General features: G+C 43.7%; 21 protein-coding genes and 1 pseudogene. 12 read left to right on the forward strand and 10 right to left on the reverse strand.

What is annotated here, in order from left to right:
* Positions 1–17: 17 nt before the first annotated feature.
* From B2739_RS16130 to B2739_RS16145, 4 genes are all read right to left on the reverse strand, one after another.
* Positions 18–2126 carry a hypothetical protein gene (locus tag B2739_RS16130; protein ID WP_331346877.1) on the reverse strand — a complete coding sequence of 703 codons (2109 nt, stop codon included), beginning with the start codon at positions 2124–2126 and terminating at the stop codon, positions 18–20.
* A gap of 371 nt (positions 2127–2497) precedes the next feature.
* Entirely contained in the window at positions 2498–3502 is a 1005-nt protein-coding gene (locus B2739_RS16135) for an isocitrate dehydrogenase (protein WP_331346878.1), read from the reverse strand.
* Positions 3503–3529: 27 nt separating this feature from the next.
* Positions 3530–4309: a methyltransferase domain-containing protein gene (locus tag B2739_RS16140; protein ID WP_331346879.1), complete on the reverse strand. Its 780-nt coding sequence runs from the start codon at positions 4307–4309 to the stop codon at positions 3530–3532.
* A 10-nt stretch (positions 4310–4319) separates the two neighbouring features.
* Positions 4320–4550, reverse strand: coding sequence for a hypothetical protein (locus B2739_RS16145; protein ID WP_331346880.1), 231 nt, complete (start codon positions 4548–4550; stop codon positions 4320–4322).
* A 428-nt stretch (positions 4551–4978) separates the two neighbouring features.
* Here B2739_RS16145 and B2739_RS16150 point away from each other — a divergent pair, with 428 nt between their 5' ends.
* Genes B2739_RS16150 through B2739_RS16160 form a run of 3 tightly spaced genes read left to right on the forward strand, consistent with a single transcriptional unit; the run spans position 4979 to position 6171 of the window.
* On the forward strand, positions 4979–5167 hold the full coding sequence (locus tag B2739_RS16150; protein WP_331346881.1) for a ribbon-helix-helix protein, CopG family: 189 nt from the start codon (positions 4979–4981) through the stop codon (positions 5165–5167).
* On the forward strand, positions 5164–5790 hold the full coding sequence (locus B2739_RS16155) for a trimeric intracellular cation channel family protein (protein WP_331346882.1): 627 nt from the start codon (positions 5164–5166) through the stop codon (positions 5788–5790). Before B2739_RS16150 ends, B2739_RS16155 begins: the two co-directional genes overlap by 4 nt.
* A 36-nt stretch (positions 5791–5826) precedes the next feature.
* Positions 5827–6171 carry a zinc ribbon domain-containing protein YjdM gene (locus tag B2739_RS16160; RefSeq protein ID WP_331346883.1) on the forward strand — a complete coding sequence of 115 codons (345 nt, stop codon included), beginning with the start codon at positions 5827–5829 and terminating at the stop codon, positions 6169–6171.
* Positions 6172–6968: 797 nt separating this feature from the next.
* Here B2739_RS16160 and B2739_RS16165 read toward each other — a convergent pair.
* Entirely contained in the window at positions 6969–7262 is a 294-nt protein-coding gene (locus B2739_RS16165; protein ID WP_331346884.1) for a type II toxin-antitoxin system RelE/ParE family toxin, read from the reverse strand.
* Positions 7243–7491: a CopG family ribbon-helix-helix protein gene (locus B2739_RS16170; RefSeq protein ID WP_331346885.1), complete on the reverse strand. Its 249-nt coding sequence runs from the start codon at positions 7489–7491 to the stop codon at positions 7243–7245. The genes B2739_RS16165 and B2739_RS16170 overlap by 20 nt, the downstream gene beginning before the upstream one ends.
* A 235-nt stretch (positions 7492–7726) precedes the next feature.
* On the opposite strand from B2739_RS16170, the gene B2739_RS16175 reads away from it, so the two are divergent.
* The 9 genes from B2739_RS16175 to B2739_RS16215 all read left to right on the forward strand — a co-directional run bounded on the left by B2739_RS16175 (position 7727) and on the right by B2739_RS16215 (position 16701).
* On the forward strand, positions 7727–9265 hold the full coding sequence (locus B2739_RS16175) for a PAAR-like domain-containing protein (RefSeq protein ID WP_331346886.1): 1539 nt from the start codon (positions 7727–7729) through the stop codon (positions 9263–9265).
* Positions 9266–10258, forward strand: coding sequence for a hypothetical protein (locus B2739_RS16180; protein ID WP_331346887.1), 993 nt, complete (start codon positions 9266–9268; stop codon positions 10256–10258).
* Positions 10259–11263 (forward strand): hypothetical protein, encoded by a 1005-nt coding sequence (locus B2739_RS16185; protein ID WP_331346888.1) that lies wholly within the window; start codon positions 10259–10261, stop codon positions 11261–11263.
* Positions 11264–11317: 54 nt separating this feature from the next.
* A complete protein-coding gene (locus tag B2739_RS16190) occupies positions 11318–12271 on the forward strand; it encodes a hypothetical protein (RefSeq protein ID WP_331346889.1) in 954 nt (317 codons plus the stop codon).
* Positions 12272–12324: 53 nt separating this feature from the next.
* Complete coding sequence (locus B2739_RS16195) at positions 12325–12810, forward strand: DUF6484 domain-containing protein (protein ID WP_331346890.1); 486 nt, start codon at positions 12325–12327, stop codon at positions 12808–12810.
* 9 nt (positions 12811–12819) lie between these two features.
* Positions 12820–13968, forward strand: a complete 1149-nt coding sequence (locus tag B2739_RS16200; protein WP_331346891.1) for a DUF2169 domain-containing protein — start codon at positions 12820–12822, stop codon at positions 13966–13968.
* A complete protein-coding gene (locus B2739_RS16205) occupies positions 13919–15082 on the forward strand; it encodes a hypothetical protein (protein WP_331346892.1) in 1164 nt (387 codons plus the stop codon). Before B2739_RS16200 ends, B2739_RS16205 begins: the two co-directional genes overlap by 50 nt.
* 20 nt (positions 15083–15102) lie before the next feature.
* Positions 15103–16356: a HEAT repeat domain-containing protein gene (locus tag B2739_RS16210; protein WP_331346893.1), complete on the forward strand. Its 1254-nt coding sequence runs from the start codon at positions 15103–15105 to the stop codon at positions 16354–16356.
* A gap of 72 nt (positions 16357–16428) precedes the next feature.
* Positions 16429–16701 (forward strand): hypothetical protein, encoded by a 273-nt coding sequence (locus tag B2739_RS16215; protein ID WP_331346894.1) that lies wholly within the window; start codon positions 16429–16431, stop codon positions 16699–16701.
* A 175-nt stretch (positions 16702–16876) separates the two neighbouring features.
* On the opposite strand, the gene B2739_RS16220 is transcribed toward B2739_RS16215, so the two are convergent.
* The 4 genes and pseudogenes from B2739_RS16220 to B2739_RS17905 form a co-directional block, all read right to left on the reverse strand.
* Positions 16877–17407 (reverse strand): GNAT family N-acetyltransferase, encoded by a 531-nt coding sequence (locus B2739_RS16220; RefSeq protein ID WP_331346895.1) that lies wholly within the window; start codon positions 17405–17407, stop codon positions 16877–16879.
* Positions 17404–17673: a DUF1778 domain-containing protein gene (locus tag B2739_RS16225; protein ID WP_331346896.1), complete on the reverse strand. Its 270-nt coding sequence runs from the start codon at positions 17671–17673 to the stop codon at positions 17404–17406. The genes B2739_RS16220 and B2739_RS16225 overlap by 4 nt, the downstream gene beginning before the upstream one ends.
* Before the next feature lie 599 nt (positions 17674–18272).
* A complete protein-coding gene (locus tag B2739_RS16230; protein WP_414633239.1) occupies positions 18273–18896 on the reverse strand; it encodes a tyrosine-type recombinase/integrase in 624 nt (207 codons plus the stop codon).
* Positions 18870–19055 (reverse strand): annotated as a pseudogene (locus B2739_RS17905) (Arm DNA-binding domain-containing protein); the annotation flags it as partial. The gene B2739_RS16230 and the pseudogene B2739_RS17905, both read right to left, overlap by 27 nt.
* Positions 19056–19124 lie beyond the last annotated feature (69 nt).

The raw sequence follows: 19124 nt of genomic DNA on the forward strand, positions 1-19124 counted from the left end.
TCTCATAAAACCGGGCGTTACTTCTTTTCTAACAAACCAATAATATCCTGTGTGTATTTATCAATCGTTTTACTCTCACTCAACATCTGATCCATACGCTGAAAACACTCACCAATAGCATTATCAAACACCGCCTTGACAGCAGGCGATGGCTTCATTGCTTTTACTGAAAGCTCTATCTCACGAGTGAAGTCGAGAATAATCGCCTTTGCATCTGCTGATTGAGCATGATGTCGGGATTTAATTTGCGTCAGCGTTCCCGTTATTTTATGCAAAGCAGAGCTCATGGCAGAATCATGTTTCGCTAATTTAATCTGAGAATCCATCAAACCTATTTTTGAATTGGCCAACTGAACCATCGTATCCAGCGTTGTTTCCAACAATGCTTGCGCCTCATCCTCGTCTGGCGGATCTCTTACAATTAGCCGCACATGGGGACGAAAAAACAAAATCCCTTCATTTACATAGCCAATTTCGCTAGTGCTATCCAGTGCCTTAAGTGATTTTTGTTCTTGTGGTGTGCCTTTACCATCTGAATAGTGCTCTATGTTACCCAAATCGCTGTTCAGATAAAAACCACACGCAACATTCATAGATTGCAGTGTGGCGGTTAGCAATTGGGCAATTGACTCGATGTTGTTGCACTCAAGCAATTGGGTAGCAAATTTATTAACTGTATTAGCCTTTGAGCATTGTTCTATTGTTTGATGTAACTGCGCGGACATATGCTCAATATCACGATTGAGCCGCTCAATATCGGGATGCTGAAGTTTTTCTTGCTCATCAGTCATTTGATCGCGCAGCAATTCCACTTCGCTTTCCAAAGTTTCAATACAGTATTCACATTCTTTTACCAACCGTTCCAACTTGATAATTTCTTGGCCTTTCTCCTCTTTGAGAACCTCGTCATCAGTGGCCAACATTGATTCACGCAATACGTTTATTTCTGAGTTTAATTCCAGAATAAGCTGCCGCTGGTTTTGATTATTGCTACGCAGCTTTTCTATTTCTTCTAATGAACGCTGTGGCCCACCACCTTCCACCCAGGAAGCCATTCCGACATGCTCTTCTTGTAACACAGCGCCATCCGCAAGATCATTCTCCAACACCGCATAATTGGCTTCATCCAATTCCACCTGCTTGAATTGTTGGATATTTTCACGCGCCATTTTTAACTCTTTCTGCAAGTTGGTGATATGGTGGTCTGACTTGAGAATATCCAACTCCAGTGCTTTCACTTTTTCTTCAAATTTTTCACGTTCACTTTTTCCAAGATAGGCAAACGAATTGTTAAAATCTTCTGCAATCTGATTTAATAAGCCCTGCTTTTTTTGGCTGATATCGTTGATATTGGTTATTTGGAACACGCTACCTTCATAAGCGTGAGTCGCTCGCTCATGGCGTTGGTATGCAGCATTTTCCTGATCATCACTTTCAGAAGAGAGTGCAAAATGAGTATCAGGAAAAGCACGCTGGAAAGCATTGATCATAGTTTGTAGCTTGCGAATACTATCTCGCTGGCTTTTATTTTGCTGACCGAGAGATTCACTTTTTTGTCTAGCCAAAGTCAGTTGACGTTTTAATCGTGAGTTTTCAACTTCTTGTTTTTTCAAGCTATCGATTTTTTCTTGCAGTTGTTTGATTCGCCCCCCTCCATAATTTTGTTGCTTTGGCATATTACGCACCCAACGAACGATATCAGCCAACCTTTTTTCAAGAACCAGCCAATTTTCTGGACTGTTTTGTTTGGTGCGGTTTTCCGCCTCGGCACTCGCAACAAGATAGCGTAATGCAGCAATCTTTGCCCCGAACGGGGTATCCGCTGACAAACTGGGAATCCCACCAGGCACAAACTTCTTGAATCGCTCAATAGAATATTGGGTAATACTGTGAAGAAAAATGCCAACAGTATCTCCATGTAGTTTTTCTGGAATAAAATTTTGATCAGCAAAATTTAACTCATTCAGAATATGCCTGGTTCGCTTACGAAGCTCTTTATATTCCAATTCTATTTCATCATGTCTTTTTTTGAACTTTATTGCTATAAAGGTTAGAAAGATACACGCGACGAGCAAGATAAATATTATCTCCCCCAAAATAAATGGAAGTCCATTAGATGCAGTCATTGCATTTCCTCTTTTTGCCAATTCAGCAACAAGTCATCATATGCTAATGTTGACGACCCAACATTTTTAATCAGTTTAGCACCTACAAAATTAACCCATTCTACCTATGAATTCCAAAGGGTCTTTTATGTAGAGAACTAAATTTAATTTTAATGTCTATGCTGGTGGTTTCATGAGGAAACATAAACGACCAATTGACAATAATGCATCTACAGCTCTGAGAATTGCCTCAAGAAATACAAATTAAACTCAGGTGTCAATAGCGATTAGGAACATGCCACACTGCACGGCAGGAAACCCTGGATCAGAGGCGAGCCTGACGCCCCCTAAAAACCAGCGTTTAGAATTAAGATTATTACATCAAGCATAGGTTATAACCGACTAATGACTGCCTCCGTGAAATCGGTTGTGGTTCCCCCCCCTCCCAAGTCGGGAGTCGTTCTATCACCAGCCTGAATAGTGTCCCGCAGTGCTTTTTTAATGCGCTCAGCTGGTTCAAATAATTTAAGGTATTGCAACATTTGTATTGATGCCAGGATCATTGAACTAGGATTTGCAATATTTTTACCAGCGATATCAGGCGCGCTACCATGTACAGCCTCGAAAATCGCATAGTCTTTACCGATATTGGCACCGGGCGCCATACCTAACCCGCCCACCAATCCAGCGCACAAATCAGAAATGATATCGCCAAATAAATTAGTGGTAACTATCACGTCAAACTGGTGCGGGTTCATCACTAATTGCATGCAGGCATTATCGACAATCATTTCATTGGTTTCGATGGCCGGATAATTTTTGGCAACTTCACGTGCCGTTTTGAGAAACAAGCCTGAAGTAGATTTTAGGATATTGGCTTTGTGTACGATGGTGACCTTACGGCGTTTTTCACGTAGTGCAAGCTCATAGGCAAAAGTCGCAATTTGCTCCGATGCACGACGGGTAACAATGCTGGTGACCTCAGCAATTTCCCCATCACTTGAGACAAACTGACCTACTCCTGAGTAAAGCCCCTCTGTATTTTCACGCACAGTGACAATATCGATATTGTCGTAGCGCGCCTTGGTACCAACAAAAGAAACTACCGGCCGAACATTAGCGTAAAGAGAAAAAATTTGACGCAAACTCACATTGATTGAAGTAAACCCTTCACCAATTGGAGTGGTGAGCGGTCCTTTCAACACCACTTTATTGCGTGTAATGGCATCAGTAGTTAAATGTGGCAACAACTGTCCGGTTTTTTCCAATGCGATAAGTCCAGCATCGACATATTCATAACAAAAGTCACAACCGGCTTTATTGAGAACTTGAATAGCGGCATCGACAATACTTGGGCCTATGCCATCCCCCTTGATAACAGTAATAATTGCAGCCATAAGATTTATCCCAAAAGGTAAATACAGTTAAACTGTGATATGTTCAATGCGCTTGAATAAAGGCATGAAGGTTTCATTTAATATTTTTTCCATTTTTTTCAGCATAATCGGAGCACGATCGTAATCGATACTCGGTGATTTACAAGCAAACAGAATATGATTACCGTACTCACCAGAGCACACCATGATGGTGCTGAAATAGCTAATTAAATAGTCAAAAAATGAAGAATTCTTATCAGGCAAGCGATGATAATTAATTACTAACCATCCACTTTTACTCAGGGTTCGCCAGCACTCCTGAACAAATTGTTTTTGCCCTTGTGCTGGACTCATGTGATACGCATCATACATATCAGCAAAGATAACGTCGGTGCTTCCATCTTTGGCAGACCTCATTTTCAATTCTGCATCCTCAATAGATACCCACACACGGTTATCATCAGGAATATCAAAATAATCCCGTGCAATTTCATAAACTTTTGCACGCAACTCTATGACGTGAAAATCGCAGTGCGATAAATAGTGATGCAAACTCCGCAATAAGCTACCACCACCCAACCCCAACAACGTGGTATGGCGAGGCTCTATAAAGCCCAAAACTAACATCATGATTCGCGTGTATTCATGTACAAGTGCATAGGGTTTTTCCACATAATATCCACTTTGCTCATAAATAGAATCAAAACTTAATGCCCGATAGCGAGGGTAATCAACAACCAAAATATTGCCGTAAGTGTCACTAGTACTGTGTATGATTTTTCCTTCGGGCATTGCTGAAGCACCTGTTAATAAAAATTTCAGTGTCATAAAAAAATCATCAAAGAACAACATTGGTTTGTTTAACACCAACAGAACGCAATAACAGAAGAATTTTATTCGCATCGGTAGTAGTAATTGCAACATCAAACTCATTCATCAACAGAAAACTTTTGCCGTCACTTTCACGAATCCAAACAACCCATTCCGATAACTCAGCCGGGTTGCGCATCATTTCAACCGTTATAGTTTCGTTGGTTAATATTTTTTCTTTGACTTCAGATAATTTCATGGAATTTAAAACTCTATAAAAAAGGGTGACGAGAGATACAGTTTTCCAGCGAGGGGTATACACAACGAACGTTGTGTGAAGATTTAAACTTTCCAGGACCGAGTGGAATCGGCAAACCAAGAAAATCCGACAATAGAATGCTCTATACACAGGGGAAACCAAGTGGATTTTGAACAACATAGAGCAACCCTCTATGCACTTTTGACCAATTCAGTATAGCTGATCATTATCATCATATGCTAATAACATTATAATGCTGTTATAATTTTTAACTTATCGTGTATCCTATGAGGGTTAGCGTTATGCGAGTCATGGTGCTCAGGTCCGCCCGGTTGCGGCACCGAAATCGGTGCAGATCCTTGTATTGCAAACAGCATTTGCTCCGAATAAACCCCGCCTATAAAACCTTCAATGATGAGAGAGAGGATATGGAACAAAAAACGGCGCGCCTTACAGTGCTGATTGACCCTACTAAAAAGGATGCCTTCGAGCAGCTTTGTGCATCGCAAGATGTCACACCATCCCAGGTGGTGCGACAATTAATCCGCGAATACCTTGAAAAACATGGAGTTACTTACGCCAATCAGGCTCCAAGCACCAACGACACTCCTGAATGAGCGGTATTAATTGGCTCTATGCGAGCGATTGTTTCGGCGTGTTGGTGTTTGCAATAAGCGGCGCACTCGCCGCTGGTCGCCGCTCAATGGATATTTTTGGCGTACTGGTAATCGCATTTATTACGGCACTTGGCGGTGGCACTTTACGTGACCTGATATTAGGCGTTCACCCTGTCAGCTGGATTGGTAACCCCGCATATTTGTTGTTGGTAACCATCGCGGTAGCACTTACTTTAATGGGGCAGCGAATCACTCACCGCTTTGATCAGCGCATCATGGTAGTGTCGGACGCCTTCGGTTTAGCCGTGTTTACCGTAATTGGTGTACAAGTCGCCTTGCACCAAGTGACTGCCCCTGTGCCGGTTGCCATTATGATGGGGATCATCACGGGCACTGCTGGCGGAGCGATCCGTGACATTATTTGTAACGACATCCCTCTTATTTTGAAGCGCGAAATTTATGCGACCGCAAGCGCATTGGGCGGAGCTGTCTATTGCACCCTTACTTTTTTTGAAGTCAGTGTTTTTCTCAATACGATAATCAGCATGTCCTGTGTTCTGTTTCTGCGCCTATGGGCAGTAAAAGCACAATGGGCACTGCCGTCTTTTGTGTTCGAAAAATGAAACACTTAATTTTTAGTTCCCGCCGGAGATTTATTCATGACTCAACTACCACCATGCCCGAAGTGCAACTCGCCATACACCTATCAGGATCAAGATCTATTGATTTGTCCCGAGTGCGCGCACGAATGGTCTCCACTAGCGCAAGCCAGCGACGCCTCAGAAACCACCAAACAAATTCGTGATGCCAACGGCAATGTGCTTACCGAAGGGGATTTCATAACAGTGATTAAAGATCTGAAAATTAAAGGCTCATCTTCCGTGGTCAAAGTCGGCACAAAAGTAAAAATACTGCGCTTAGTCGATGGTGATCACGACATTGATTGTCGCATTGAGGGGATCGGCGCAATGATGTTGAAATCGGAGTTTGTGAAAAAAGCGTAGTCTTTATTCCCGCCACACCTTTGCGGCCGGCGCTCTCGATAAAGGTTTTGCATATTTCCTTTCTAATTTTTATTGTTTTTTATCTCGCCAGACTCACTGGAATTTTTACTTCAAACAATTCAAGTTTTAGGAAGCAAATTTTTCTCTCGCAGCAGCAAGAGAACCGAATGAACAAATAGCAGAAACAAAACACTTTTTTCAACCAAAGCAATATTTGATCCGTCAATATTACGCACCACCAAATACAAAAAAGTCACCATCAACGCACCTGGATGGTGACTTTTTTTGGTTTAGTTTTTTTGATTGCGACTTCCGCGAGCTTATTAGTTGCCATTTACGCCACCAAATTTATGCCCCCAATTCTGCCCCAGATGATCGTAGCTTCAATAGGATTTCGGTGGACGTCTAGAGAGGAAAAATGCCTCGAAACCCAGCATTCATGTGGGTTTGGAGATATTCTTGGATGTCTTGGAATTTCAAGATGGTGCCGAGGCCTGACTTGAAGTGAACAAAAAACCTTTTAAAATCAAACACTTTAAAAACCTCACTTCTCAATTATGCCCCCTCACATGCCCCCAATTTTGAGAGTCTGATGGCTAGAGGGCTTGCCGGTAGTTTGCACATAAACGCCGCACACGGCTGATCACTTTTTAATCAATTTACCCACAAAACTACCATACTAGAACACTAGAATTTCAGTGCGTAAATTTGCTTTTTAGTCCCGATCAAAAAATAACCTCTTCAAGTCCGAAAGCGGGCTTTTTCCCAGTCGAATTTAGCCGTTTTTCAATGAACCTTTAGGCTGTCGGCCACCGTTGTGCATTATGCAAAACACGCAAAATTTCAATGCAATTAACCTTGGAATTCTCACGATATATAACAATAAAAGGAAGGCCATCACCAACCAACTCGCGCGTATTTTTCACGCGACCTTGTCTGCCTGCGCGAGGATAATCCGACAAAATTAAATGAACGTCATCAACAATACGCAGAACGACATCAATTGCGACAGAGAGACTATTTTCCTTAGTAATATAAGCTTCGATATTTTCTAAATCAACCTCGGCAAGATCAGTCCATTTGAGCTGCACGCTTAGCCTCCCACTTAGCCTTTATATCCTTGTGGTCGATCAAACGTCCCTCTTCCGCCGCTTTAACACCCTTTTCTACCTCAAGTAAAAACCACTCTTCGCGAGCAACATATTGCTTGATAGCCTCCGCCATTAACCAGGCGCGCGGCCTATCCATAGCGTCTGCCATCTGGCCAATCCTGGCCAAAGTTTCATCATCAAGCCTTACTGAGGTTGCTTTTAAGCTCATGGGAATCTCCAAGAATCTATGAGGTTCTCTTGAAACCTGAAAGTTATCATATAAACGCTATCAAAGTCTTTTAATGGTCATTTATAACTGGAGATATTAAACGACAAAACGCTTATGCCGTCCGTGAATGCGACCCAAATCCCAGAATCACCACCTGAAGTTAGGTTAGAGTCCGCATCCGCAAAACCATGAAGTGATATCTAATCGCAAGCCGATTTTAATCAGGGAGTTTTACATGGCGCACCACGTATACGCCAACGGTATGGAAATAGCCTCTCGCTCTTCGGACGGCAAATCTGCCGCTGCATTTCCAGACACCTGCTTTTCACCACCCACACCACCCGCTACCGGTGTACCCATTCCTTACAGCAATACTTGTTTCGCCAAGGATATTACCAACGGCAGCACCAGTGTTTTTATCAAAGGGAAAAGTGTTGGCTTGGCCGACGAATCCTATTTTAAAACCAGTGTTGGCGATGACCCGGCAACAAAAGGGCTTAAGAAAGGCATCGTATCCGGTGCCGTAAATGGTAAAGCCTACTTCGTACATTGGTCACCGAATGTGAAAGTAGAAGGCTTTGGTGTTCCAAGGCATTTGGATAGCGTAACGCACAATCACAGCAATCCATCCAATACCGCACTTTTTCCCTTTCAATCCCGCAGCTGGTTTCTTGGTCGTCATGATTGCATGAAGGAAGAAAAACGAATTGAAAAAGCCTGCAAAAGCAAAAAGGCCGCCGATAAAGATAAGCACTGGACAGAGGAAAACTGTAAAGGGCTCGGCGCTCAGGTTGGCAACGGTAAAATTGACGACATCAAAGCAGAACTCGAAAACAATATTTCGCACCTGCAGGATCAGCTGAAAAACGCAGACATTGTTAAACAGATTTCCGATAAGTTTGGCGAAGAAGTTATCGACTGGGGCACTAAGCAGGCGGGCATAGCAGCGATGAAAGCTGTTGGTAAACAAGCCATCGGCTCACTGGTGCCTGTAGTTGGGAATATCGCAATGGGCGCATCAACAGCAGCAGACCTCTATTCACTTCAGGCACAAATAAGAGAATTAACAGAACAAGCGGCGCAGATTGAAAAATATGCTGCCGAATCAGCCCAAAAACTCTCCGAAGCACAAAAAAATCTCGACAACATGTTTAAAGACGGGAAAGTAAACGTGCCCGATTTAGACACAAAAGAAGGTCAAACTGAATTTCGAAAACAAGTTGGTGATATTCAGGATGGACTTGCCACGCTCAATGATTGTACTCGCGCACGAAAATGTAATTTAGTTCCCTATGGTAAAAAAAGTACCGATGGGCGAGATGGCACAAAAAAAACTGAAACATCCCAAAAAAATGGGAAAGGCTGCTGCAATGGACAAACGGGTCACCACTTACTACCCGATGGGATGACACGTGATTCTGGTTGTACAATCCACAGAAATCGCGGCGGTCAAAGCGTCGAAGCTCCTACCGTGTGCGTTGAGGGTGGAGTAGGAAACGGCAGTCATGGGCGAGTGCACAACGCAATGGATAGCGCCCTCGAAAAAGCATCAGAGAAAGGAAAAATTATCAATAACAAAATTAGCTTGGATGACGCGCTAGCAGCTGCCACGGAATCACACATGAAAGCATTCCCGTTATCACTTTGCAGTAAAAAATGCATACGTTCACAGTTGGACGATTACTACAAAAAAGCTTGTAAACAACAGAATCCAATGCTTAATGCGAAAGATAAGAATGGCAAAAAATTCGAGCCAGTTACCGAGGATAACTAAATGACAATACTTCAATTAACCGAAGATCGTTGGACTAAAAATATCAAAGGCTTCAACTTCGTTGACTGCATCATTTGGGAAAACAACAGAATAGCCATAATTGCCAAAAAAGATGTTCCTTCTGAAGAGTACGATGTATTAAGAGAAGGAAGCGTAGAAACAAGAGTAATATCATTAACGCTTGAATCTAATGCGACCAAGTGCGGCAACACCGCGCTAACAGGTTTTCGCTTTCCAAAAGTAACCGTTGAACGAAAAGAGGAACCAATACTATTAGTTTCATCAAGGGAAAGTGAGGGTGGCGTTTTTTATAGAGACCGAAATACCAATGCAGGGTTAGAAAACATTACCCCTGAGGGAAAACCAGGTCCAACAAAAAGCTGCAACACGAGGAAATTAAAAAGCATTAACGGATGGGCGTTTGCAGTAGCGATTGGGCGCCGTGTTTTTAAGCGAGCAGCGGCCAACCAATGGATACCGATACTTGAAGGTTTAACTTGGCCAGAGCAAATGGATTACCTCGACATGGGCTTTGAGGATATCCATGGCTCCAACGAAAACAACATGTACGCTGTAGGTGGTTGCGGTGATGTATGGCACTACAACGGTGAAAAATGGCAATGGTGTGATTTCCCAAGCAATGAACAACTCTCTTGCGTTTTAGTAGCACCCGATGGTGATGTCTACATCAGCGGTGAAGGCGGCAATTTATGGCGCGGGAAAATGCATACCTGGGAAAAAATCCACACAGGCTCATCCAGCGTATTGAATAAAGATTTGGCGTGGTGCAACAACCAAGTATGGGTCAGCTCTGATTACCAATTGCGGGTATGGAATGGCAAAGAATTGGTTCGCCCAGTACACAACGGAAAAGAAATTATTATGTCCGGCAATATGGATGTTTACGAAAACCTGCTGCTAGTAGCCGATCTAAATACCGTGAAATTATTTGACGGTACTGATTGGCACACGATTGTAAGGCCTTATGAATAAATGATTAACGTTCACAAGAAACACTTACTAACGAAAGCAAAATGGGAAGAAATAATTAAAGGATTCGATATTATCGATTGCTGTATTTTAGAGCGCAACAAAATATTACTAGCAGCAAAAGCTGATATGTCTGACGATGAATATGACGTGCTTCGCGAAAGCTCACGGGAAATGAGAGGAATAATCCTTATGTTTGAAGCCGATGAGTTGAAGTGCGGAGCTTACAGGCCAGGAGGCCTGCGATTTCCAAGAGTTTGCATCACGCAAAAGCCTGAGTTACGTGGCTTATTTTCTTCTCGGCAAAATGACGGATTGATATTTGCAATAGGCAAAGGCGGCATCAAGGAAATGGATTACATCACCCCTGATGGTGAAGAAAAGCCAAAAGGTAGCGCCTATGTCTACAAACTCAAATGTATAGATGGATACGCGTATGCTGCTAGTTTTGGCAGAATCATCCACAAACGAGTTGCACACGGACAATGGATACCACTTACCAACGGCTTAATATGGCCGGAGAAAATGGATTCATCAGATATGGGTTTCCACGACATCCACGGCCCCAACGAAAACAACATGTACGCTGTAGGTGGTTGCGGTGATGTATGGCACTACAACGGTGAAAAATGGCAATGGTGCGATTTTCCCAGTAATGAACAACTCTCTTGCGTTTTAGTTGCACCCGATGGTGATGTCTATATCAGCGGTGAAGGCGGCAATTTATGGCGCGGGCAAATGCATACTTGGGAAAAAATCCACACAGGCTCATCCAGCGTATTGAATAAAGATTTGGCGTGGTACAACAACCAAGTATGGATCAGCTCTGATTACCAATTGCGGGTATGGAATGGCAAAGAATTGGTTCACCCAGTACACGATGGAAAAGAAATTATTATGTCTGGCAATATGGATGTTTACGAAAACCTGCTGCTAGTAGCCGATTTGAATACCGTAAAATTATTTGACGGCACCGATTGGCGCACGATTGTAAGGCCATACGAATAAATGATTAACCCAACAATGAAAACTATCAGCACACAATTAATAGGGATGTTGCTAATGTCTGTAGCACTGCTTTCAAATGCTAGCGATTGGTTAAATGCTAGCGATATACTCGGCATTCGCCAGGCTACCAATGAAGAAAAGCTTTGGCTGAGTCAAACAATTAAAGGAATGATTTCCTACGACTTTGAAAATCAAGACTTCCTGATATATGACGGCGACTTAACCATCCCTGCTAACTTTATCGCCAGTGGTCATTTAGTGGTGCGCGGCAACCTGACCATCAAAGGTATGTACGATGATGAGGAAGGTTTACGTAGGAATTATCGAACAGGCTATGGCTTCACCATTGTCATGGGAAATATGAGCGCTACACACATTTATAATTGGGCTTCACTCTATGTAAAAGGTGACCTAAACGTGTCAGGGTTGATATTCACAATTTCCAATGATTTTTACTTTGAAGTTGATGGGAAGTTAAATGCTAAAGGACTATTTATCGATGATAAATATGCAAATTTCAATGAGGCCAACCTTGAGTTTGCCTTTTTAAGCCAGCTCTATGAAAGAGAAAAAGATTTCCACTTATTACATAATGGATTTCGTCATCTGCTACCCGAGTTTATTAGCGAGCCCGAGTTTAGAGATGCAATCGATCAGGACTACATGACACTGGAAAGCCAACCGATAAATCACGGTGCAATATGGGAAAACCTGCTAAACGGTAAGCCCGTTTTACGAGACGTTCCTGCACCGCCAGAACTTCCTACCTGGATAGAATCTACCATCAACTCAGAAACGTCAGAGGCTGAATTATTGTCGCTAATAGGCAAAGACCCTCTTGTAAACCAACTAATGGCAGCACGCTATGACTTGTCTAAAAAGATAATAAAAGAATTGGAAAAAACAGAAGACCCTATTGTTCTGAAATGGCTTAGCTATGAAATGTCAGAGCGCACCATAGGTGAACGCATAAGCGGCATTGCCGCCACTGTTAGAAGTTTGTTTTAGTAACTTATGGAAAATAATCATCAATCATTTTTTGACTAATGGAGATAGTTACCATGAAAGAAGCAGGCGCACTACTTGAGCAGGCAACTGACGAAACTACCGATCTTTTGCACACGCTGCTGAAAAGCAAAAAAACTCACACCAACGAAAACATACGCGGCATTATCATAGGCAGCATTTGCGCTATAGATGACGAAGGCCAACTATGGATAAATCACTCAGGAATAAAATTCCCACTGGTTGCAATGACGATATGCGCCGTATCTCCGAACGATATAGATCGCCAATGCGCACTGATGTTCGAAAACGGCGACCCCGCACACCCAATTGTAATGGGGCTATTGCACCATCCGGTTTTAACAATCAATACAATTGAAGAACAACAAGACATCAAAGCCGTAGAAAAAATTGAACTTCAATGCGGAAAGGCCTCACTCACTTTGAGTGCAGATGGAAAAATCGAATTGCGCGGAACAAAAATAACTTCTCATTCGACGGGGTTAAATCAGATTCGCGGCGCATCAGTCAAACTGAATTAAGGCAATACAATGGATTTGTTAAATGGCAGCCCCTTTGTGCTGGATACGCACCAAGCAATGGATAAAACAGGGCAAAAATATATAGTCGCGCTGGTAAAAGCCACCTACGACTTTCCCAAAGATGCCACCAGCTTGCCCAGGCTCGCAAAAACACAAACACCGATTTATGCAGCGGATGTATTTGAAGGTGAGCCAGGATTCTCCAGCCCGATATTTGAAAGCGATTATGGTCTGCGAAAAGCCCGCTGCGATGTAGTTATAAACGCAACAGCCTATGCACCACAACAACAACCGGTCGCCGAACTCTTGGTGGGTATGCGCGTACATGAATGCCAAAAAGTATTGCGTGTTGTAGGTGATCGCACCTGGCAAGGCTTTCTCGGGCTTAGCCCATCGGCCCCTGAATTATTTACTGAAATGCCAATTTCATATAGCCGCGCATTTGGCGGAAGCTTACCACCACAAAATGAAAAGGACTCCGGAATAAGTTACGCCGCCAACCCGGTGGGCTGTGGTTATGCGAAAGGAAAACATACCGCTTTACTCAAAGGAACCAAAGTCCCCAATCTGGAACATCCAGATAAACCGATTCGGCAGTGTGATGGAAATTATCAGCCCTACTCGCTCGGTCCTATCGGGCGCTCTTGGGAGCCTCGGCTGTCCTGTGCGGGAACTTATGATGATGATTGGAAAGAAAATACTTTTCCGCTATTACCTGCAGATTTTGATGAAGCTTTTTTCCAATGCACTCCTAAAGATCAACAGATTCCATTTCCTGTTGGCGGTGAAGCTATCACGCTCATGAATTTGCACCCTACCCGTGAGCGCATTCATTTTTTATTACCCGATCTTGAAATGCCCATGGTGCTACTCACCAAACAACACATCCAGCACAAACTGAAACCGGTTGTTGATTGCCTGACGTTAAATCCAGACAAAGAAGAATTTACCCTGCTATGGCGTGCGCACTTCCCCATTAAGCGCTCGTTAAATGAAATCCTCACCGTTGCTATAGGAAAAATAAGCCAGTGTAAGTGGCGCTCTTTGGTAATGGGAACAGGTACCTGTTCGGGTGAAATAGAGCCGGACAACGCGGATGATGTGGTCGATGTCACTGACGCGATGGACAACTGTAGCGATTGCGGTTTATCCGCTTAATATAAAAGGATTAAGTATTATCGTGACTCTCGCCGCAACTAAAATGCCCACACCGATGAACATTATTTCAGCTGGCGCAGTAACCAGCGTTGGAATGAGCCTGGCAACAACTAACGCAGCCATTCACGCAGGCTTGGATAATTTTCAAGACACCGCATTTATGAATATGGGCAGCCCCGTCATAGGGGCAGCCATTCAATACAGCGCTCACCCCACTTTACCCAATCCCACTATGCGCGGCCACGAACGTCTGGCCGCTTTTGTGCGCATGGCAATTGAAGAGTGCTTGTTAAATGCCGGAATCAATTTACCCTGCCAATATCCTATTCCAATACTGCTGGTATTGGGTGAAACCGAACGCTATGGCCGCACCGATGAATTAGTTGCGTACTGCCAACAAGCCTATGCCGCGTTATTATCCTCGGCACATCAAACACCCTTTTATCGCGCAGAAGTGGGATGTGTTGGTGTGATTGAAGCACTACAGGCAGCGAACACATTACTTGAAAATGACGATACCCCTTTTGTTTTGCTCGTTGGTGTTGATAGCTGGTTGAATGTTCCTGATATTCAATTTGCCATCGAACATGAGCGGCTTATCTCGCCAGAAAATGCCAGCGGCTTTATTCCAAGCGAAGGGGCGGCGGCCATTTTAGTTGCCAATCCAGATTCCGTTAAACACCACACCAATGTGAATCCAGAGACACAATTGCGCATTTCCGGCATTGGCAGTGCAGAGGAAGAAGCCATTCTCTATAGCGATGCACCGTGTTATGGAAAAGGTTTGGCTAAGGCTATCCGCCAAGCACTGGATCAAGCGCAGCTATCACTATCCGATGTCATGCTGGAACTGAACGACCTCACCAGTGAACCGTATTTTTTCGAAGAGACCGCCTATGCAAGAAGCCGCTTGTTACGCAAGTCCATGCCATCGGGATTCGCACGTTTACAACCTGCAAACAGCACGGGCAATCTTGGCGCAGCGTTTGGCCCTTTGCTACTTGGCCTAGCGTGGCAATCCGCACAAGAGCAGACCATCCCACACGCACCCATACTTATTTCCTTATCCTCTTCAGGCGAAGCGCGTGGCGCTATAGTCGCAACACGGATTTAACTCCAACAAAGGATATTGTCATGCCTGCCATTTTAGATCGCCCAATTATTGGGCCCATTCTCGAACAACATATAGAAAACGCTGCATTTTGTTGGGCGCGTAGCCATCAACGATTATGGTGTCCCTTATCTAATCAGCGCGTAGTACAACGCTATAAAAATCGCCTCACCGCAAATATTAACGGATTAAGATTAAGTGGCAATCATGCGCTAATGCCTGCGGTCGCAAAATTACAACGATGGAAAACACCTGACGAAACATTTGTCGCAATACTGGTGCTGTTACACAACCTAGATTCGCAGGATGCCACTGAAGCACAACACATTTGCGAAAACATACTGATAGAAAAACCATCGCTAATTGACGGCGCGACAGCAGCCTGTCTCGAATTGAATCCACAACAGTTGTCTGAACCACAACGTCAACTATTAACACACTGGTGGTCATCGCCTGTATCAGTATTGCGCCGCGTTGCACTCTCCTTTGCATTAAATAGCCCTCACTTCTCTGCTGCTGACATTATTGATGCAGGCATCAGCGATGCAGATGAAGAATTTAAAGCGAACTTATTAGCAGCGATTGGTGAGCACGGTTTGCACTCGCTCATTCCGCATTGTGAAGATGCGTTATCGCATGCAAATTCTGCATGCCGCTTTGAGGCAAGCTACAGCCTGAGCTTATTGGGTTATAACGATGGCCTACCACTATTGCGCGACAGCTTGCCATTACTGACTGGGCATGCGTTAAAACGCAGTTTATTACTTTGGGCAACTGACAGTTCTGATGAGGAATTTCACTCATGGTTAACGCTACCGGGTGACGCATTGCAACACCAAAGGAGTCGTTTGTGGGCGTTGGCATTTCGGGGGGATCAACGATTGCTGGAATGCATAACACCCTGGTTAAATCCCACCACAGTGCGACTCGCCGCTCACGCTATTACACACATAACCAATATTGATCTGGAAAGTGTACTGGCTGAGCTTGCAGCAAAAAATGACGACGGCACGACAACAAAAGGAGACTCGGATGATGCAGGCCTTGCAGCTGTAGATCCCGATGCTTTGCGCAATTGGATAATTCAACACTGCTCAACCATCACCTCTACAGAAAGACACTGCATGGGCCTCCCCATCTCCCTCGAAAATGCTAACGCCAGCTTAGCACAAGGCACTCAACCACAACGCTGGCAAGCCGCATTATATTTATCGCGTCAAAGCTCAACGCACAGTGGTCGCCACATGGTGACGCTGCTAAACAAACGGAATATTTAAAGAAATATGCAAACCATTACCTTAGTCAAAAAAATATTGACCAATGGATTGCCATGCAAACGATGCGCGGAAATGCTTCATAAGTTGGAGGCATCCGGCCATATCGGAATCATTAATAGTATTGTCATCGCCGACGAGCGCGACAGCAATTCTCCCGGCATGCTATTAGCCAAAAAATTCAACGTTGATCAAGCACCCTTTTTTATTCTTGAGCAGCAATCGGGCGAAACAAACATACTGACAACCTATTCAGAGTTTCTGGAAAAAGCGGCAGGTCAGGCAGCAGATAAAACAACCGCTTTGCAAGACTTTTACAAAAACAGCAACGAACTTGATTTTCTGTAAGAAGCGCAACCTCAATAGTCGCTGAAAATTATCTCAGACATACATCATTCCTATGCCATTGCACTATCTATGATTTTCAATAAATTACACTCAACACACCGGAATTAACCGAGAAAAAATTTTGGTTATTACACAACTTGTCAAAAATAAAAATTCGTAAGCAACGGAAAAACAATTATTTGAATAACTCAGACAGCTGTTTCATGGGGATAAACAATCGGGAGCGCTCGTTGTATTTACACAGCTCCTTGAAGCCATACTTTAAATAAAAACTCTCTGCATTTTTATTGAGACAATCCACTACAACAGCATGTGCTGGCATATGAGCGCTAATGTTGTAGAAATATTCAAGCGCATTCACGAGAGCAACCTTCCCCAACCCCACACCTTTAAATTCCTTATGCACGGCTAACTGCGCGAGAAGAAATACTGGGATAGGATAGCGAGGTAGTGTTTTAGCGACCCCTTCTGGTAAGTCTTCACGCTTTATTAATGATGGCGCAATAGAATAAAACGCACAGATAGGCACTTTTCCATTCGCTAAAGATAAGGATGCAGGCAGCACCATCGTTTTGCTGATGCCCGCATCCATAAGTCTTGAAGCTTGGCTTCGAATGAAGCTATTTAATTCCGGCTCGCCACAATCAAAAGACTCTCTGTCATGGATTGTTTTATCCAAGCCTACAAACTCTTTTGTATAGCTCACTTAAATCCCTGTTTTTTGGCAAATTGAACGGCGTTTGCCAGTGCGGTATTGGGCTTACTGGCCTTATTACATGCATCCATAAATCTATCGAAAACATTGTTTTCTACCGTCATAGATTCATATTGAGCTATGACCTTGGTCGAATTTTCATTCAATACGCTAACCACATAATCAGTCAGACTTTTATGGCCCAGCAATACTGAGGCTTTTTCAGCTTTAGCCTTAATTTGCTCATCAAGGCGCATGTCTAAGCGGGATGTAGCCATGGGATACCTCGTGCACAGTGAAATTGTACGGACACATTCCGTACGGTCATAATACAACCATAACCAGCTTTAGATCAATATGTACGGAAAACTTCCGTACACTCAAGCCTCAACTGACTCCCCCAGAGCGCCCTACCCTAAGCCTTATCGCACTCAAAGAGTAAAAAATCTCAGGCATATATCATTCCCAGGAATTCTTTACTCGGTTTAATGTGCATTAAACCGCTAGTGCCATTCCCTTCGCTTTACCCCTTTTCACACATCAACTTATCCCCGATCAAATCCATTGATCGCGGGATTTCTATTGCCTTAAAACAGGAGGCCTTATGGCTACCCATGCAGTTAAAACCAAACTTTCCACATCGATATTCAAAGCGGAAATTAAATCAGCCTACGCCATTTATTTGGATAGCCTGGCACCCACAGGGCGAAAATCCATGAAAACATTGTTGCATCAGTGCGCATCCATTCTGGGCCACCAAAAACCCATCGAGCGATTCGACTGGAGCACGTTGACGTTTGAAAAAGTGCACCTTATTCGCTCCGCATTTACCGAAGCAGGATATGCAGTCAACAGTATCAACCTCGCTCTGGCAGGATTAAAAGGTATCGAGCGGCACAACATGCGCAAAACGCATTTTCATTTTATCGGCAGGAATTTCCCAATAGGCCTCCTCCCAATTAATCTCCGACCACTCCATATGGCGAATTTCACCAGGCCGTTGGAATAGTATTGGAGTGAGCCTTAGCGCAGCACTGACTTCCGGAGTACCGTTGAAGCCATCAATGCTGATGAGGATCTTGCGCAACTCTTTTGGATCAGTTATGGCTGCCCGGTGGGTGGCCTTGGCGGTGACCAATGCATCTTTAAGATCTTGGGATGGATCTCTATCAGCCAACCCCAAACCGACTGCATAACGCATCACTTGACCAGCAACTCTTTTGGCTCTGTTTGCAGTTTCATGCAGACCATCGATTTCAATTTGCCTTAACGGCACAAGCAATTTGGCTGAGGTGATTTCTGAGACAGGAGTGCGGCCAATATGAGGGGACAACTTTTGATCAATTATCCACTTGAGTTTATCGAGGGTTACGCGAGCAACGCCTTCAATTTCTTTCTTTTTTATGTACTCAGCAGCAATCGCTGAAAAAGTGTTAGATGAGCTTATTCGCTTGTTTAATTTTTCTTGTTTTTTGATCTCGCCCGGATCATTCCCTTCGATCAATTCGAGTTTTGCGAGTCGAGCTTTTTCGCGTGCAGACGCAAGTGAAATTGATGGATAAACACCAAAGGCAAGACGTTTTTCTCTTCCACCAAAACGGTATTTCATTCGCCAGTATTTGGAGCCATTGGGCATGACCTCCAAATACATACCGCCGCCATCAGCGAGCCTTTATGACTTCTCTTTTGGTTTAGCCTTCTTGATTGCGAGTTCGGTGAGCTTATTGGT

The sequence above is a fragment of the Cellvibrio sp. UBA7661 genome (assembly GCA_002483365.1).
Lineage (GTDB): Bacteria > Pseudomonadota > Gammaproteobacteria > Pseudomonadales > Cellvibrionaceae > Cellvibrio.

What these genes read in the sequence shown, in the direction of transcription:
- B2739_RS16130 (WP_331346877.1), bottom strand. Translation starts at nt 2,126, where the DNA reads ATGACTGCATCTAATGGACTTCCATTTATTTTGGGGGAGATAATATTT.
- B2739_RS16135 (WP_331346878.1), bottom strand. Translation starts at nt 3,502, where the DNA reads ATGGCTGCAATTATTACTGTTATCAAGGGGGATGGCATAGGCCCAAGT.
- B2739_RS16140 (WP_331346879.1), bottom strand. Translation starts at nt 4,309, where the DNA reads ATGACACTGAAATTTTTATTAACAGGTGCTTCAGCAATGCCCGAAGGA.
- B2739_RS16145 (WP_331346880.1), bottom strand. Translation starts at nt 4,550, where the DNA reads ATGAAATTATCTGAAGTCAAAGAAAAAATATTAACCAACGAAACTATA.
- B2739_RS16150 (WP_331346881.1), top strand. Translation starts at nt 4,979, where the DNA reads ATGGAACAAAAAACGGCGCGCCTTACAGTGCTGATTGACCCTACTAAA.
- B2739_RS16155 (WP_331346882.1), top strand. Translation starts at nt 5,164, where the DNA reads ATGAGCGGTATTAATTGGCTCTATGCGAGCGATTGTTTCGGCGTGTTG.
- B2739_RS16160 (WP_331346883.1), top strand. Translation starts at nt 5,827, where the DNA reads ATGACTCAACTACCACCATGCCCGAAGTGCAACTCGCCATACACCTAT.
- B2739_RS16170 (WP_331346885.1), bottom strand. Translation starts at nt 7,491, where the DNA reads ATGAGCTTAAAAGCAACCTCAGTAAGGCTTGATGATGAAACTTTGGCC.
- B2739_RS16175 (WP_331346886.1), top strand. Translation starts at nt 7,727, where the DNA reads ATGGCGCACCACGTATACGCCAACGGTATGGAAATAGCCTCTCGCTCT.
- B2739_RS16180 (WP_331346887.1), top strand. Translation starts at nt 9,266, where the DNA reads ATGACAATACTTCAATTAACCGAAGATCGTTGGACTAAAAATATCAAA.
- B2739_RS16185 (WP_331346888.1), top strand. Translation starts at nt 10,259, where the DNA reads ATGATTAACGTTCACAAGAAACACTTACTAACGAAAGCAAAATGGGAA.
- B2739_RS16190 (WP_331346889.1), top strand. Translation starts at nt 11,318, where the DNA reads ATGTCTGTAGCACTGCTTTCAAATGCTAGCGATTGGTTAAATGCTAGC.
- B2739_RS16195 (WP_331346890.1), top strand. Translation starts at nt 12,325, where the DNA reads ATGAAAGAAGCAGGCGCACTACTTGAGCAGGCAACTGACGAAACTACC.
- B2739_RS16200 (WP_331346891.1), top strand. Translation starts at nt 12,820, where the DNA reads ATGGATTTGTTAAATGGCAGCCCCTTTGTGCTGGATACGCACCAAGCA.
- B2739_RS16205 (WP_331346892.1), top strand. Translation starts at nt 13,919, where the DNA reads ATGTCACTGACGCGATGGACAACTGTAGCGATTGCGGTTTATCCGCTT.
- B2739_RS16210 (WP_331346893.1), top strand. Translation starts at nt 15,103, where the DNA reads ATGCCTGCCATTTTAGATCGCCCAATTATTGGGCCCATTCTCGAACAA.
- B2739_RS16215 (WP_331346894.1), top strand. Translation starts at nt 16,429, where the DNA reads ATGCTTCATAAGTTGGAGGCATCCGGCCATATCGGAATCATTAATAGT.
- B2739_RS16225 (WP_331346896.1), bottom strand. Translation starts at nt 17,673, where the DNA reads ATGGCTACATCCCGCTTAGACATGCGCCTTGATGAGCAAATTAAGGCT.